Genomic DNA, 16390 nt, shown 5'->3' with positions numbered 1-16390 from the left:
TCTGGCCAGTAGAAGTAGTACACGTGGGGAACCGTTCAGAAGCCCTTTAGGGTTTGGTCAGTAACAAAGGCTTTCAGCCGCAGAGAAAACCACCCGTTATCACGGGTGGTTTTTATTTGTGGTGAATCAGGGAAAATAAATTTGTAAACCCTTTCAATTGAGTAGAAATGTCCCCCTTACCTTAGTTTTGTCTCCTACCATATGATAAAAAGGTGCTATATCCTAGATTTATAGATGAAGAACACGACAAGTGAAGAGAAGAGCTTCATGAGGACCATATATTGGAATGTTTGACATTTAACAGGGTGATTTTACTACCGTAAATTTAGAAAGCGGTTGCTTAGATGTAGAGAAGGAGTGAATTGAATGATCAGAAAAGCGTTTGTTATGAAGGTTTATCCAGATCAACATGAAGAATATGAAAAACGTCATAACGAAATATGGCCAGAAATGGTAAAAGCACTTCACGAGCATGGAGCAAGCAATTATTCTATTTTTCTAGAAAAAGAAACAAGTAAGCTATTTGGTTATGTTGAAATCGAAAATGAAGAGAAATGGGCACAAATGGCTAAAACGGAAATTAATCAAAAATGGTGGGAGTTTATGCAGCCTGTTATGGAAACGCATCCAGATAACAGTCCTGTTACAACCCAACTAAAGGAAGTATTTCATCTCAAGTAACAAAATAAATTGACAATCTGTAGTTTTAGGGAGGGTTTGAAAATGGCTAAAAACAAAAAATTTGCAGCGAAAAATGTGACTGGGTGGAAGGCTACGATTGCGGTTGCTATGGCGAACTATATTGAGGCTGGCTCAATCATTGCTGCAGCAAGTAGCTTGACTTTGTGGCAGTCATATTTAAATATCGATAGTATGGGGGTTGGCTTATTAAGCGCATTAAGTGCAAATGCCTTTGGTGCTGCAATTGGGGCATTAATTGGTGGACCATTAACAGATAAGTTTGGTCGTAAATTTATATTTAGTTATGATTTATTAGTTTATATGATTGGGGTAGCATTGATAGCGGGATCAGTAAACTTCTCGATGCTCTTAATTGGAACAATTATTACAGGGTTAGCAGTAGGTGCAGGTGTACCTGTTTCATGGACGTATATTGCTGAAGAATCACCAGAAGACAAACGTGCAGCACATGTTGGTACAGCTCAATTAGCCTGGTCAATTGGGCCAACATTGACCTTTGCCTTAGCTGTATTAGTCGCACCGCTTGGATTATTAGGATCAAGACTGATTTTTCTTCACTTATTAGTTATTGCCTTTATTACTTGGTATATTAGACGAGGCTTAGATGAATCTAAAATTTGGGAAGAACAACAAGAAAAAGAGAAAAAAGAAGCTGCGTCAGGTAAAATCAAACCGAATATACTTAAAGAGTTATTTACGTTAGCTGCAAATCGCCAAGCACTGTTTCTTTTAATCGGCATTTACCTGTTTTGGAATTTAACTGCAGGGGCAATGGGTTATTTCATGCCATATATTTATGAAAATGTCGGTGGTCTAAGTACTGCACAAGCAAATATATTACAAGCCTTCTTATGGTTATTTACGGTTATTACAACGTATTTTGTATTTATGAAACTTGGGGATAAAATTAGTAGAAAAATGCTGTTTGGTATTGGGGCGGCAATGGGGGTAGTTGGATGGATTATCCTTACATTTATGCCAATGACATGGCCAACACTCATATCGTTTGTGATCCTGTGGGGAGCTGCAGCAGGTATCGGAGCTCAGGCATTTTACGCGCTTTGGACAAGTGAATTATTCCCAACTCGTTACCGTGCAAGTGCTCAAGGTCTTATGTACTTTATTGTCAGAACAGGAATTGCTATTTGGTCGTTTATCCTACCGATTTTGATGGATACATTAGGATTTACAGTAGCAGGTATCGTAATGATTGCCTTCCTAGTCATTCACATGATTATTGGTATCGCACTCGCGCCAAACACACAAGGTAAATCGCTAAAGCAAATTGAGGTAGAACGCTATGGAGATGGTGTAACTAAGCCATCGTATCGAAAAACAGTTTGAAAATAGGGTCTTCTTTCACTGATGAACAGTGGGGAAGACCTTTTTTTATGAGAAAAAGGTACCTTAGTGGGAATATAGCTAGAAAGTTTAAAGAAGTACGATGCATATGAAACATTTTTAGGATGGAGGCTACAATTGATAATTTCTTTTATATAAACTTTAATCAGGTGTTTTTTGATAATAGCGGATAATTTCTTAACAATAAACGTATTTTTTCAACAATAATTCTTATCTTAGCATTGATTAAATCAAAATGATTTTGTCACATTGAATAATATCAAAAAGATGAAGCGATTTTTTTGTCTTTTCATCGTGGATAGATGAGAGAATTGTCAGACAATTCACGTTGACCCATTTGTCAGACAAATGATACCATATGTTTGACAAATGAAAGTGCTTACAAAGGATTAATGAGGAGGTGATAGCCTATGACTGGATTTCAAGAGAAACATCAACTAAAGGAACACATTATTGAGATAATAGTTGATTGTTTAACATCTGGAAAAAGTTTACCAACAGAAAAAGAGTTGGTAGAAAAATTAGGAGTTAGTCGTTCTGGTCTAAGAGAGCTTTTAATTGGTTTTGAAGAAAGCGGTATTTTTGTTACAACTCAAGGGAAGGGGCGAGAGGTAAGGTTGCCAGATGTGAGCTATTCCATAACAGGTGGATGGAGTATTCTCTTAAGAGCTCGTCCTGAGACATTATTTGAACTATTAAATGTCCGTTATACCCTAGAAAAGGGCTTTTTACCCTCTGTAATCGAGTCTTTAACATTAGAAGACTTGCAAATTATGAGAGATTTAGTTGACAGAATGCTAGCTAAAGCAAAATGTAATGAAGTTTTTACAGAAGAAGATCAGCTATTTCATCGAATGATGTATTCAAGAATAAATAATATTGTGTTAGACCAGCTGTTAAAAGCTTTCTGGGATTTATTTGAACAAATGAATCATTTACAAAGATCCGATAATTTGCTAAAAGCAGCTGAACTTCATCAACAACTGTATCAAGCCATTTTTACCAAAAACAAAGAAGAAGCTGAGAAATTACTAGAACTGCAATTTGAAGATGTTAGTCGACGAATGAAAATCTTATTAAATAATGAGTTATCAAGCCATTCTTTGAAGAAAACATAGTTTTTGATGTTATAAACGAACTTTTTGGTATTCGCTAGTTTTTTAGTAAATAAGGAGGGATTGACAGATGAAAAATGCAAAAGAAATAGAGGAAATATCTACAAGAATTAAAAGAGACGTGATTCAACTTACATCAGCAAACACAGGACATCCTGGTGGAGCAATTGGTGCAGCTGATATCATAGCTGAACTTTATTTTAATCGGATGCGTCATAATCCAATGAATCCCGATTGGGAGGGGCGTGACCGATTTGTTCTTAGTAATGGGCATATCTGTGCTGCGTTGTATTCTGCTATGGCTAGAAGTGGATATTTTGATTTAGAAGAACTACATAGCTTTAGAAAAATAAATTCTAGATTACAAGGTCACCCGTCCAGAAAGGATTTACCTGGTTTAGAAACCTCTTCAGGACCATTAGGCCAAGGTCTTTCAATTGCAAATGGTATGGCGCTTGCAAATCGATTAAAAAATAATGATGCAAAAGTTTATTGCTTTGTAGGTGACGGTGAAATTCAAGAAGGTCAGATATGGGAAGCTGCAATGACATCTGCACATTATCGATTGGACCAGCTTGCACTTATTATTAGCTGGAATGATATTCAAATTGAAGGACATGTCAAAGATGTGATGAACATCGAGCCGATAACTGATAAATTTAAATCATTTGGTTGGAAGACGATTGAAATTGATGGACACAATATTGAGGAAATTAAGTCAGCCTTTGATGCTTTTGAACAACATAAAGGTGCACCAACAGCAATAATTGCGAGAACAATCATTGGCAAAGGTGTATCCTACATGGAAAACGAACCAATCTGGCATGGCAAAGCCCCGTCCAAAGAAGAAGCTAGGCAAGCACTTGATGAAATTGGTGATAGCAGCTTTGGAAATGATTTAGTGTTTTATTAAAAATCGTAAATAAAGAGGAGGAATTAAAATGTCAAAGGAAATAAGCGGACGTGATGGTTTTGGTAAAGCATTACTTGAATTGGGGCACGAAAATCCAAAAGTTATAGCACTTGGAGCAGATTTAGCTGAGTCGGTGCGTGCTAATTTTTTTGCTGATAAGTTTCCAGAGCGATATTTTGAAATTGGTATAGCGGAGCAAGATATGATTGGAACTGCAGCAGGCTTAGCTTTAGCTGGTTATGTACCGTTTGCTACAACCTATGCGGTATTTGCTGCCCAACGTGCAAATGAGCAAATCCGTCTTGCTGCTTGCTATAACAACGCAAATGTCAAAATCGCCGTTAGTCATGCAGGTTTAACCTGTGGCGAAGACGGTGCTACTCACCAGGCTCTTGAAGATATTGCATCCATGCGAGTCATGCCCGGTATGACTGTCATTGTGCCTGCTGATGCAAATGAAGCCTATGAAGCAACAAAGGCAAGCGCTGAAATAGAAGGCCCCGTTTATTTACGTTTAGGAAGAACACCTGTACCAATTGTAACAGATGGAACTGGAGACTTTTCAATAGGGAAAGCTCGTAAATTACGTGATGGCAAAGACGTTACCATTATAGCTTGTGGAATAATGGTTGAGATGGCACTTATTGCAAGTGAACGGTTAGCCAAAGAGGGAATTAATGCCGCGGTGATTAATATGCATACAATCAAACCGATAGATAAGCAAATCATACTTGAGCATGCAGAACAAACCGGATGCATTGTTACAGCAGAGGAACATTCAATTATAGGAGGGCTTGGTAGTGCTGTTGCAGAGGTTTTAGCTGAACATTGCCCTGTTCCATTAGTAAGAATTGGTACTAATGATACATTTGGTGAGTCTGGTCCTCCACAACAATTACTAGAGAAATATGGACTTACATCACATAATATTGTAGAATCCGCAAAAAAATCTATATTGAGAAAAAAAGTAAACGTATAATAGATCGTTTTGTCGAATGAACAAGTTTATCAAAGAATTATTTGAATCTATAAAATTGAGTACTAGCATAATGACTATTATATCTACTTCATAATCGTACCTACTATATCATTCTACTACAAATTTTAAGCTCTTCTATATTTACTCATTTTCGTTATGAAACTAAACATCGACCAACCATTTCACTTAGCGGTACTTCCTCTAATAAGAAGATAGGGAATCATCTATATAGCGCTGGAACGAAAGGTCTAAAAGGGGGAATTTTAGTTTATGAAAAAATTGTATACATCCTTTCTGATTTTATTTCTATGCACAGGATTACTCGGGTGCAGCTTACTATCATCAAATAGTGGAGAAAGTAGCGGGGAGCAAGGCCAGGAGCAAGGCACAAACGATGGAGAAGGGACTACAATAAAATATTGGTATTGGGCTGACAATAGTGAGTATTCCAATGTTATGCAGGAAATTATTAAAGAATTTAATAAAACAAATGGAAAAGGGATTACCGTTGTTGGTGAAGAGTACCCATGGGATGGGGGAGCATATAGTGAAACATTATTTACAGCTGCCATGGGTGGTGGTGGGCCAGATGTAGCATCATTTAAGCTTACTTCAACTCCACTTTTTACGGCGAATGAGTTACTCGCTAATTTAGATGAATTTATAAATAATTGGGAAGATAAAGCTGACATCGACGAAAATATTTATAACATCATGAAAGAAGCTAGTAATACAGAAAGTATTTATGTGATGCCATGGAATACGCAAATTTTATATGTGTACTACAGACCTTCTATTTTTGAAAAAGCAGGAATTGATGTACCACAAACATATGAGGAATTTTTAACAGCCATTGAAAAAACAACGATGGATACGAATGGTGATGGGAAAACCGATGTATATGGCTTTGGCATGAGAGGGGCAAAAGGTGGGCAAGAGCCATGGGGAAGCTTTATTTACGGTCGTGGCGGAAGCTTCGAAAAGCTTGATAGTGAAGCATCGATAAAAGGGATGGAGGATTTCATCAATTTATATGAAAAGGGCTATGTTCCACCGACTGCAACAACTGATGGGTTTAATGAAATTATTTCTAATTTCAAATCAGGAAGAACAGCGATGACTATTCATCATACCGGTTCTTCATCTGGAATGATTGAAGCATTAGGGGAAGACGTATCTGCCTTTCCATTTCCAGCAGGTGAAGGACAATGGACGTCAATGGGAGATACAGAAAATGTTATCTTCGAATCTAGTAAAAATAAGGAAGCAGCATTTGAGTGGGTTTCCTATTTAGCAACCGGAAAGGGACAGGAAATGTGGACAAAAGCGACAGGAAATGTACCTGTCAGTAAGACAGTCCAATCGATGGATTATTTTCAAGAAAATAAGTTCATGAAAGCTTCAATTGATAGTCAGTCCTATGCTGGAATTCTACCAATATTAGATTCAACAACTGAATGGATAAACTCTACATGGCCTAATACGATTGCTTCGGCGTTAATGGGAGAAAAATCAGCTGAGGAAACGATGAAACTATTAAATGATGAATTATATAAATAGCAGATAGTAGTTATGAATATAAATGACAACGTTTACAATCATTAAGGCTCATGACAGCTTGTTGGGGTAATATATGGCTGTCATGAGGTTCTTGAAAGGGGTGTTTAGTATTAAACTGCAATCAAATACAAATCAGATAACGGAAATAAAAGGTAACCGAAGAAAATTGAATTTCTTGCCTTATATACTCGTTGCTCCAGCACTATCGATTATAACCTTTGTTGTCTTTATCCCGATTCTAGAGGCTCTTGTTATGAGTTTGCGCAGCCATGATCTAAGAAGACCTAATGAGATTGAGTTTATAGGATTAGGTAATTTTATAAAGGCATTTCACGATCCACAATTTTGGCAGGCTTTTCAAAATACACTAATTTGGGTTATAGCAGGAGTTGGTTTACAGTTTTTCTTTGGATTCGTTTTAGCACTATTGTTAAACAAACAGTTTAAAGGTCGTGGAGTTGTTCGTGCTGTAAGCTTAATTCCATGGGCAACTCCTGGTGTGTTAATTGGACTCATGTGGAAGTGGATTTATGATGGAAACTACGGAGTATTAAATGACGTATTAATGAAGCTTAATCTTATTGAGCAAAACATTCCATTTCTCTCACAAACATCGTCAGCATTTGCATCAGTCATTGTTACGATTATTTGGCAGGGGATCCCTTTTTTTGCAATTATGATTTTAGCGGGACTACAAGGTGTTTCCCAAGAAATGTATGAAGCAGCGGATATTGATGGTGCGAGTAAACTTCAAAAGCTTTTCTGGATTACCATCCCTTCGTTAAAAAATGTCATCATGGTTACGATTTTATTAAGAATTATTTGGGTTTCCAACTCAGTAGATATTATTTACAGTATGACAGGTGGAGGACCATCTTACTCTACCCAAACATTAAGTGTTTATATCTTTAATAAAGCAACAGTGTTAGACCTTGGTTATGCTTCTGCAATGGCATTAATTTTGATGCTATTATTAGCGATTGTTGCAATTCCATATTTGAAAAATACCTTTAAGGAGGGATAAGTGTTGATGAAAAAGAATACAACCTGGATGAAACTAATAACATTTTATATTCCAACCTTTACGATTCTACTATTTCTACTTTTCCCTTTTTATTGGACATTTGTAACATCACTTAAACCAGAGCTTGAATTGTACGGGACTACGGTGACATATTGGCCAAATGATTTAACGTTTTTATCCTATCAAAAGCTATTTAATGAATTTAACTTTTTAAAACCTATGTTTAATAGCTTTTCGTCGCAGCAGTAACAACATTTGTTACATTGTTTGTATCTACATTAGCAGCCTATTCGTTTACAAGATTCACTTTTAAAGGAAAGAAATTTTTAATGGTGTTATTTTTAACAAATAATATGTTTCCAACAGTGCTATTGTTAATTCCGTTATATTCAATTATGCGGAATGCAAATCTGTTATACAATCCATTATCACTCGTTATTGCTTATGCTACTTTTACAATTCCTTTTTCTGTATGGATGTTAACTGGATACTTAAAGGATTTGCCTTCATCGTTAGAGGAAGCTGCAATGATTGATGGTGCAAACAGGGCAACGGCATTTATTAAAATCATTCTCCCTGTTTTATCTCCTTCAATTATCGCTACAGGAATCTATATTTTCATCCAATCATGGAATGAATACACTTTTGCTGTTCTTTTTACAAATGAAGCAAGCCGGACCATTCCTGTGACATTAAAAAATTTAGTTGGACAATTAGGTGTTCAATGGGATTTGCTAACAGCAGGTGGAATTATCACAATTATTCCTGTATGCATTTTGTTCTTCTTTGCTCAAAAGAGACTTATTGAAGGGATGACTGCTGGCTCTGTAAAAGGCTAAAAAAACAAAATATTAAAAGTATAAAGGAGGAGTCAGGAAATGGATATCCAAGCATTTGAATACAGTGCAGAAGGAATGAATCGGGTTTACGAAAATGAAAAATGGCTTGTTGGGATAAAAAATTGGAAGCCAGCAAATGACATTACAAGTATCGATTGTTTAGAAAGACACAATGAAACGGACGAACTTTTTGTTTTAATAGCAGGTAAATGTGAATTAGTTTATGCTAATGAAACATCAAATGAATTGCATTTTGAAGTAGTTAAGATGGAGCCGTTTAAAGTTTATAACATACCTGCTACACTTTGGCATAATACAATAACAGAAAAGGATACTAAACTAGTTTTAATAGAAGATTCATCAACAAGTTTGAAAAATACGGATTTCTTCAAACTATCTAACCAGCAAATTGAACAAATAAGAAAGTGTGTAAATATTGAATATTGATATTAGAAGAACAAGTGATCATGAAATCTACTTAACAAATGGTTCATTGATTTCAGCACTTGTTCTTTTATATCCATTTTTTACTCTTCAACTTCCTTCAATTCAGAAGCATCTCCTAATGTTTTTAAAGAATTTTTAAACGTCCGCGCTCTTGATACGAGATCATGATCCAACTGAACCTCACTAGTACGTGTATCCCATATGCTATACTCTAAAGAATTTTGCTGGTTTTCATCTTTATTAGTCATTAGCGCATCACTCCAATTAATAATTATATGTTTTAGCTTCCTACGAGTATAAAAACTTATACATATAACTAAGAAAATAGCCGCGAAATGGTAAGGAATTTGCAAATATATGTCTGTTTTTGCGCTTGCCCAGGAAATGAAATAAATAATGGGTAATATTGTTATTATTAACTGAATTTTTTGTCTTTTCGTTTTTCCTGCCAACTTTGCATACAGTTATCGATCAGTTTTTTGTTAAAATGTAAAAAAAGCAATAAATGATGTCAAAAAAATATTATTAAACAGCATCAGGAGTGTGAAATAATGTAAGCGTTACCAATTTGAGAGGGAAGGAGGACTTTCTGAAAAAATACGTGTAAGTGAGTTTGTCCTATTCGATTTTACAAAAGGGAAGGGATGATCGATGTTGGTGAGTAAAAGGGTGAGAATAAAAAAGATTGTCGGGTTATTTTGTGTTACAAGCATGATCATTAGTTCAGCCGTCTTTATTGATAGTAATAAAAATACTACGAAGGCGGAGGCTGTGACAAAGGAGCTTACGATTGACGGTAACAATGTTGACAAATATGACAGATTTAAAGGCTTTGGAACAGTGACTGCTAATAATACGTCTCGTTTATTACTAGATTACAAAGAAGAGCATCCTGATAAATATTGGGAAATAATGAATCAATTATTTAACAAAGAGACTGGTGCAGGGCTTGCCCATGTCAAGGTTGAGCTTGGTGCAGATGTAAATTCATCCTCTGGTACTGAGCCTGCGACAATGAGGTATGCAGATGAACCGGCAAATGTGCTAAGAGGTGCAGGGTTCCAATTTGCCGCAGATGCAAAATCAATTAATCCTGAGATTACGACGGAAATTTTGCGTTGGGGAGAACCTCGCTGGTCATGGAGTAGTGCAGCAAACACCGATTATGAAAATCGTTATCAATGGTACAAGCAGACAATCGATGCTGTTTATAAAGAGTATGGCTTTATGCTTGACTATATTGGAATTTCACAAAATGAACGGGCACAAAACAATAATGGTCGAATCGAAGTGGAATGGCTTAAATATTTTACATCTAAAATCAAGCAAGAGCCTAATTATGAATCAGACTATAAGAAAATCAAACTAGTTGCAGCAGATGGCTATCGTGATACTGCATCCATTAGCCGAATACTTCTTAATCATCCCGATTTGATCGATGAAATTGATGTAATTAGCTCACATTATGGAATTACTGGTTCAAACGAATTAACGCAATTGCAAAACAAATTGATAGCAGAAGGAAAAAAGCCGAAAGAAGTGTGGGTTTCAGAAGGGATTTCACCTATGATCAATGCACGTTACCGAGAAAATATGGAGCCGAATTACAAAGGTCTTGGCGGGAAAGCAGGGATCATCGATGTGACATCACGGATAATTTCTGTTTATACGTGGACAGGTGCTGGTAGTAATCCACTTAAAGCTGTTTCATTCGATTTTCAGCCGTCGGTTGCTGCGTTCTATGAGGGCTCTTCCTATAATCCGAAGCATTTAATTAGTGCATATGATCCTTGGTCAGGCTTTTATGAAGCTGACGGTGGCTTGCAAGGGGTTCGTCATGTCATGAACTTTGTTGGATATGATGATCCTTCAACACCTGCAAATGAGCGTTGGATGTATGTGAAGGACGCTACCTACAGTGATGGAAGCTTCTTCGATGGTGGTGTCGATGTTGATACAAGTACTCATAATTATTTAACATTAAAGGACCCAAAAACCGATGATTATACTACTATTTATGCCAATAATACGAAGGAGACTCGTAAATACAAAATAAAGGCGAAAAATTTGCGTGGGAAAGAAAATTCTCCGGTCTTTGTTTGGGAAACACGCGGTCCTGATGAAGGGGAAAATTACGATGCGAATTGGTTTAAACAAATTAAAAAAATAAATCCAAAAGCTGGCGAATATGAGGTAGAAGTGAAACCATATTCAATCGTCACAGTTTCAACATTGGATAAGAAAGCTGAAATAGAAGGCTTTGAATATGAATCAAAACCAGTTGATGTTTCGAAAGACACAATCCTTCCTTTACCATATACGGATGATTTTGAATACAAAAGCTATCCTGTTGATGAAAAAGGACGAGATTACATTGAACGTCGTGGGGGAACACCACGGTATACAACGGATCAAAACGCGGCCTTTGAGGTTGTCGAAAAGGCAACAAAGCCGAAAAAGAGTGGTAGTGCAGAACGGATTGATTTAAAAATTCCTGATGCGAAAAAGCATGGAAATATGCTTCAACAAAAAATAACGCCGGATATCATTGGTGCGGATTGGGCAGTATGGGGTGGAGTAGATGGCTCTGAATCTAACAGTAATCCGAATACGACTATTGGAGATCATCGTTGGGTCAATTATAAAGCATCATATGACTTTTTACTCGATACACATACACCTGAAGTGAAGGACAGAAGCAACTATGCCTTAATCGGGGTTAGACAAGTGAAAGCGGGTGGAGCGGATTCTTATGCGCCGTACAATGGACGAGTCTATTCCGACGGAAGATACGAAATACTTAAGCTTGGCAATGTTGTCAAAAGTGGAATGGTAAAGGGTTTTGATAATAAAAAATGGCATAATCTAGCATTTGAAGCAAAGGAAAATATCTTTACACTTTATCTAGACGGAAAGAAAATTGATTCGTATACAGATGAATCTTCCACAGTGATGGCTGGAAGAGTAGCTATAGGCTCAGGTTACTATGAAACCCTTTTTGATAACTTCCGAGTTGACCCAATAAAAGGGTATACGTATCAATCAGAAAAAATAGATAGTGCTCAAGGAAAAGTATATGAGTCTGAGAATGAAGCTCAAAGCAATAACGATGATTTAAACCCTATAAGCTATGTTGGAAAATGGGACTATACACAAGCAGGCTATGCACACTTTAACCGAACTCAAATGACGGCAAAAACCGATATTCCTGTTTGGAATGGAGTGACCGTTGGCTTTCAAGATACTACAACGAAGCAAGGAACATTAAATAAAGTGTTCTATACAGGCAATTGGTCGTCAAATAGTTCGAATACATGGGGAACAAATGGAGCCTCATTTGAAATTGCCTTTAAAGGAACAGAAATTCGTTTGTATGGAATAACAAATCCATCAAACGGAAAAGCAGATGTGTACTTAGATGGAAAGCTAGTAGGTGAGGCGAATTACCTTAACAACAGTGAGATTCATCAGCAAGTTTGGTCTGCTGAAAATCTTGAAGATAAGGAACACACCCTTAAAGTTGTCGCAAAAGACAAATATACGAGCTTTACGAAGGCTGAAATCGAGACAAATGACCCTATATTAGCCGTTACAAAGCTTGGACCTACTAATATTGTCAAAATATCTGACGAATCTCTAATCGATAATAAAGAAAATACAGTTTATGCTTTTAGGAAAAATACAGCATGGGGTTCAAATACGACGAATGCATGGGCGAATTTTGATGATGATCCGTATATTTTCATTAACTTTACAGGATCAGGAATTGATTACCTTGCAGGAACTGGTGAAAAATCACTTTATAATTTTGAGCTTGATGGAGTGGATATCGGAAACTTTGCCGTTGATCCAAACACTGGTATTCGATATTCTATACGTGGGCTTGAAGAAAAGCCACATACACTAAAGGTGTCTTTGAAGGAAAATGAACGAAAAGATACGTATATGGATTATCGTGGTATCAATATATACAGCACACCGAAACAAAAGGAAACGAATAGCAGTATGATTTTCAACTTTACAGGCTCAGGATTCAATTTATTTGGCGCAACACCTGATGCACTAATCGACGTCTACATTGATGAACAGCTTGTTGAAGAGAACGTAAGGATTTTTGCAAAAAGTGACAGACAAACATCATACAACATCCGTGGTTTAAAAGACTCTGAACATACAGCAAAAATCGTCATAAAAGGTGGCACTTATGTTTTAGACGGAATTGATATAATTAAAGGGAAAAATAAAGTCGAAGTACCAAAAGAAAACCTGCAGAAGCTATATGATGAACATAAAAACAAGAATCATAAAAACTACACGAAGGAAAGCTGGAAACCGTTCCATTCTGCCCTGCAAAATGCAAAATCTGTATTGAAAAATTCGCAATCAACTTTGGAAAAGGTCGTTGCAGCAGAGAAAGCTTTGATAGAGGCTGTGAAGGGGTTAGAGGAAAAGTAAATTAGAGTGGAGTTTTAACTTGTAGAATCTGTATTTGTGGGATTCTACAAGTTTTTTAATGTTTTATTAGAAAAGATTTAACATTACTAACTTAGATAGAATAGGGAGGACGATTATTCTAATGATGAAAATAAAAATGTTTAAATGGAAAACGAATTTTCAATTAGTAATGATTATTTCAGGATAATGAGCCTATTTACAAAATATTACCATCTTAATACGATTAAACATGTTAACTGAAATTTAATGGAGGAAATAATGATGAAAATAAGAATGAATCCACCAAAGTATAAGCTTCAACCACTAAGAATACCTTCTGGTTGGGAGGTTAGTTATAACACTTTAATAGAATTAGATCCATCGACATTAAGTATAGAGGATGAAGATAAATGGGGGAAATTCACAGAGGATTTGCTGCAAATAACGCATAGTCGGTATCATCTATTGCTAGATGTTGGTTGGTATCCTGAAGGTGATCCAGAAGGTTGTTATGGTCTTGAATTAATTAAAGATTTCGATTGGGGGAACCCGTTAGTAGATTTTGAAACGAAGCAAAAAGATGAATTAGTTAAGAAGATAGAATTGTTATTATGGCAAGCAGGTTCAGGTGAATTTAATTAAATCATTGAGGTATACAATTTATTCTCCTCAAAGTTTGATGTTTCGTAAAAGGAGTAAATGTATTGAGGCATCTTTAAATATCATATTGATGGATTATGGATAAATACGAGTTTGCCCTACGAAAACATGGAGAAAAACGAATTTTTTTTATTAATCCTTGATGCTCAAAATGATTTTAAATATAAAAATGAAATGTTAGACGATAGCAATATGTTTATTTTAGATGATGAAAACAGAAAAAGGAATATATACCTTAAAAAGACGAATTTTAAGTAAAGAAAAGGACACTTCAAATTATAAGTGCCCGTTCTAATGAAACTACTATATAAATTATTTCTCTAAAAAGCTAAGTCAACCCATTATTCTGTAATAATTACCGGTCCTTCCTTTGTTACGATAACGGTATGCTCGATTTGCGCCACATAGCTTCTCTCTTCAGTTTTAAATGTCCAGCCGTCGCTTTCCTGGTAAATTTCTTCTGCTCCTGTTGAAATAAATGGTTCAAAGGCAAGAACCATTCCTTCTTTTAAAAGGATCGGATCCATCGGGTCATAATAATTTAAAATATGGTCTGGTTCCTCATGTAAAGCGTGTCCGACGCCATGTCCTGTAAGGTTTTTAATAACGGTAAAGCCATTGGAACGTGCAGTTTGATAAACGACTTTTCCGATTCTATTTAATCGTGAACCTGGCTTCATTTTTGTTAGTCCTGCATCAAATGCCTTTTTGGCAACCTCACATATTTGATACAATACAGGCTCTCCTTCTCCGACGACAAATGACAATCCTGTATCAGCAAAATATCCATTTTTCGAACCAGATACATCGATATTTACTAGGTCACCTTCTTGGATGACACGTTTTCCAGGAATTCCATGTGCGACCTCATCGTTTACACTAATACACGTAAATCCAGGGAAATCATATTCTTCCTTTGGACCAGATACAGCTCCATATTTTTCAAAAAGCTCACCAGCAAAATCATCGAGCTCCTTCGTTGTAACACCAGGTTTAGTCATTTTAATCATTTCGTCCCGAATCGTTGCACAGATTTTCCCTATTTCCTTTAATGCTTCAAGTTCTTCATTTGTTTTGACAATCATTGTATTCCTCTTTCTAGAGGGAATGTATTCCCTCATTTTTAAAAATTTATTTCTATCCTATTATTTTAACAAATTCTTAAAGATTCGTTAAATTTATATATGACGATTATAACTTTATCAAATTTACCTAGCTCTAGCCACTTTTTAATCAATACGGATTTCGTTATCATATAAGTATTAGTATCCGAAAAAAGGAGCAATCATTATGCCTTTAGAAATTGTTCGAAACGATATAACAAAAATGGATGTTGATGCGATTGTCAATGCTGCGAATCCGGAGTTGAAAATGGGTGGGGGAGTATGTGGTGCTATATTTCAAGCTGCAGGCGCAATTGATCTACAGAAGGCTTGTGAGAAAATTGGTAGCTGTGCGGTTGGACAAGCGGTTATGACAGAAGGATTTGATTTACCTGCAAGCTTTATCATTCATACACCAGGGCCAATCTGGCAAAGTGGCTCAAATGAGGAAGCAGAATTATTAAAGGCATCTTACCTAAACTCTTTGAAGCTAGCAAAAAACCATGGTGTCGAATCAATTGCATTTCCATTGATTTCAACGGGGATATTTGGATATCCAAAGGAAGAAGCATTACAAATCGCTGTTTCAACGATTAGTTCATTTTTATTTGAGCATGATATGCACGTATACATTGTTGTCTTTGATAAAAATTCATTTCGTTTAAGTAAAAAGCTATTTTCTTCAATAAATGAGTATATTGATGAGCATTATGTAGATGAAGTCGAAACGATGTTTAGCCGTTCGAGAAGAGCTGTTCAGTATGCAATGAAGCCACCCGCAGAACAAAGTATTTTTAAAGAAGAAGAAATAGAAGGGGAATATGTTCATAAAGAAAATAGCTTAGTAGACTTAGTTAATACTCTTGACGAATCATTTTCCGAAAGGCTGCTTCGTTTTATAGACGAAAGAGGAATGACTGATGTTGAAACATATACTCGAGCGAACTTGAATCGACGGTTATTTTCAAAAATTCGTACGAATCCCGATTATCATCCAAAAAAGAAAACCGCGATAGCCTTTGCGATAGCTTTAAAGCTAAATATTGCTGAAACGAATGAATTATTGGCGGCAGCCGGTTATATGCTATCTCATAGCAATAAGTTTGATGTGATCGTTGAATATTTCATCCATGAAGGAAACTACAATATTCATGAATTGAATGAAGCTTTGTTTGCTTTTGACCAGCCATTGGTAGGTGGATAAAATGTCGCTTTAAAAGCGACCCATTGGTTCCACCATCTTGTTATCCTT

15 protein-coding genes are annotated in these 16390 nt (G+C 36.2%); 13 read left to right on the top strand and 2 right to left on the bottom strand.

The window, feature by feature from the left end; genetic code table 11:
* The first annotated feature begins 366 nt into the window (after nucleotides 1-366).
* The 10 genes from rhaM (at nucleotide 367) to ACTJJ9_RS17470 (ending at nucleotide 8941) form a co-directional block, all read left to right on the top strand.
* Complete coding sequence (gene rhaM / locus ACTJJ9_RS17515; protein ID WP_095300215.1) at nucleotides 367-681, top strand: L-rhamnose mutarotase; 315 nt, start codon at nucleotides 367-369, stop codon at nucleotides 679-681.
* Nucleotides 682-723: 42 nt separating this feature from the next.
* Nucleotides 724-2046, top strand: coding sequence for an MFS transporter (locus ACTJJ9_RS17510; RefSeq protein WP_145582098.1), 1323 nt, complete (start codon nucleotides 724-726; stop codon nucleotides 2044-2046).
* A 428-nt stretch (nucleotides 2047-2474) separates the two neighbouring features.
* Nucleotides 2475-3182, top strand: a complete 708-nt coding sequence (locus ACTJJ9_RS17505) for an FCD domain-containing protein (RefSeq protein WP_145582099.1) — start codon at nucleotides 2475-2477, stop codon at nucleotides 3180-3182.
* A gap of 67 nt (nucleotides 3183-3249) precedes the next feature.
* Complete coding sequence (locus ACTJJ9_RS17500; RefSeq protein WP_145582100.1) at nucleotides 3250-4092, top strand: transketolase; 843 nt, start codon at nucleotides 3250-3252, stop codon at nucleotides 4090-4092.
* Between the two features lie 28 nt (nucleotides 4093-4120).
* Nucleotides 4121-5071, top strand: coding sequence for a transketolase family protein (locus ACTJJ9_RS17495; RefSeq protein WP_145582101.1), 951 nt, complete (start codon nucleotides 4121-4123; stop codon nucleotides 5069-5071).
* A 270-nt stretch (nucleotides 5072-5341) separates the two neighbouring features.
* Nucleotides 5342-6631 carry an ABC transporter substrate-binding protein gene (locus tag ACTJJ9_RS17490; RefSeq protein WP_440768782.1) on the top strand — a complete coding sequence of 430 codons (1290 nt, stop codon included), beginning with the start codon at nucleotides 5342-5344 and terminating at the stop codon, nucleotides 6629-6631.
* Between the two features lie 73 nt (nucleotides 6632-6704).
* Nucleotides 6705-7655 (top strand): carbohydrate ABC transporter permease, encoded by a 951-nt coding sequence (locus tag ACTJJ9_RS17485; RefSeq protein WP_255451888.1) that lies wholly within the window; start codon nucleotides 6705-6707, stop codon nucleotides 7653-7655.
* Between the two features lie 3 nt (nucleotides 7656-7658).
* Nucleotides 7659-7904: a hypothetical protein gene (locus ACTJJ9_RS17480; RefSeq protein ID WP_255451889.1), complete on the top strand. Its 246-nt coding sequence runs from the start codon at nucleotides 7659-7661 to the stop codon at nucleotides 7902-7904.
* Between the two features lie 80 nt (nucleotides 7905-7984).
* Complete coding sequence (locus ACTJJ9_RS17475; RefSeq protein WP_255451890.1) at nucleotides 7985-8494, top strand: carbohydrate ABC transporter permease; 510 nt, start codon at nucleotides 7985-7987, stop codon at nucleotides 8492-8494.
* A 39-nt stretch (nucleotides 8495-8533) separates the two neighbouring features.
* Nucleotides 8534-8941, top strand: a complete 408-nt coding sequence (locus tag ACTJJ9_RS17470; protein WP_145582103.1) for a cupin — start codon at nucleotides 8534-8536, stop codon at nucleotides 8939-8941.
* Between the two features lie 80 nt (nucleotides 8942-9021).
* Here the strand turns inward: ACTJJ9_RS17470 and ACTJJ9_RS17465 are convergent, their stop codons facing one another.
* The gene (locus ACTJJ9_RS17465; RefSeq protein ID WP_186324196.1) at nucleotides 9022-9189 is read right to left on the bottom strand and encodes a hypothetical protein; all 168 of its coding nucleotides are present in this window, start codon (nucleotides 9187-9189) and stop codon (nucleotides 9022-9024) included.
* Nucleotides 9190-9610: 421 nt separating this feature from the next.
* Between ACTJJ9_RS17465 and ACTJJ9_RS17460 the strand changes: the two genes are divergently transcribed.
* Both ACTJJ9_RS17460 and ACTJJ9_RS17455 read left to right on the top strand, forming a co-directional pair.
* Nucleotides 9611-13396, top strand: a complete 3786-nt coding sequence (locus ACTJJ9_RS17460; RefSeq protein ID WP_255451891.1) for an S-layer protein — start codon at nucleotides 9611-9613, stop codon at nucleotides 13394-13396.
* A 258-nt stretch (nucleotides 13397-13654) separates the two neighbouring features.
* The gene (locus tag ACTJJ9_RS17455) at nucleotides 13655-14017 is read left to right on the top strand and encodes a hypothetical protein (protein ID WP_440768781.1); all 363 of its coding nucleotides are present in this window, start codon (nucleotides 13655-13657) and stop codon (nucleotides 14015-14017) included.
* A gap of 359 nt (nucleotides 14018-14376) precedes the next feature.
* Here the strand turns inward: ACTJJ9_RS17455 and map are convergent, their stop codons facing one another.
* Nucleotides 14377-15120: a type I methionyl aminopeptidase gene (gene map / locus ACTJJ9_RS17450; protein WP_145582106.1), complete on the bottom strand. Its 744-nt coding sequence runs from the start codon at nucleotides 15118-15120 to the stop codon at nucleotides 14377-14379.
* A gap of 205 nt (nucleotides 15121-15325) precedes the next feature.
* Between map and ACTJJ9_RS17445 the strand changes: the two genes are divergently transcribed.
* Nucleotides 15326-16342, top strand: a complete 1017-nt coding sequence (locus ACTJJ9_RS17445) for a macro domain-containing protein (protein WP_145582107.1) — start codon at nucleotides 15326-15328, stop codon at nucleotides 16340-16342.
* Nucleotides 16343-16390: the final 48 nt, after the last annotated feature.

The sequence above is a fragment of the Metabacillus sp. 22489 genome (genome assembly GCF_052044855.1).
Taxonomy (GTDB): Bacteria; Bacillota; Bacilli; order Bacillales; family Bacillaceae; genus Metabacillus; species Metabacillus niabensis.
The sequence above is the reverse complement of the archived record's forward strand: the minus strand, read 5'-3'. Positions and strand labels throughout refer to the sequence as shown.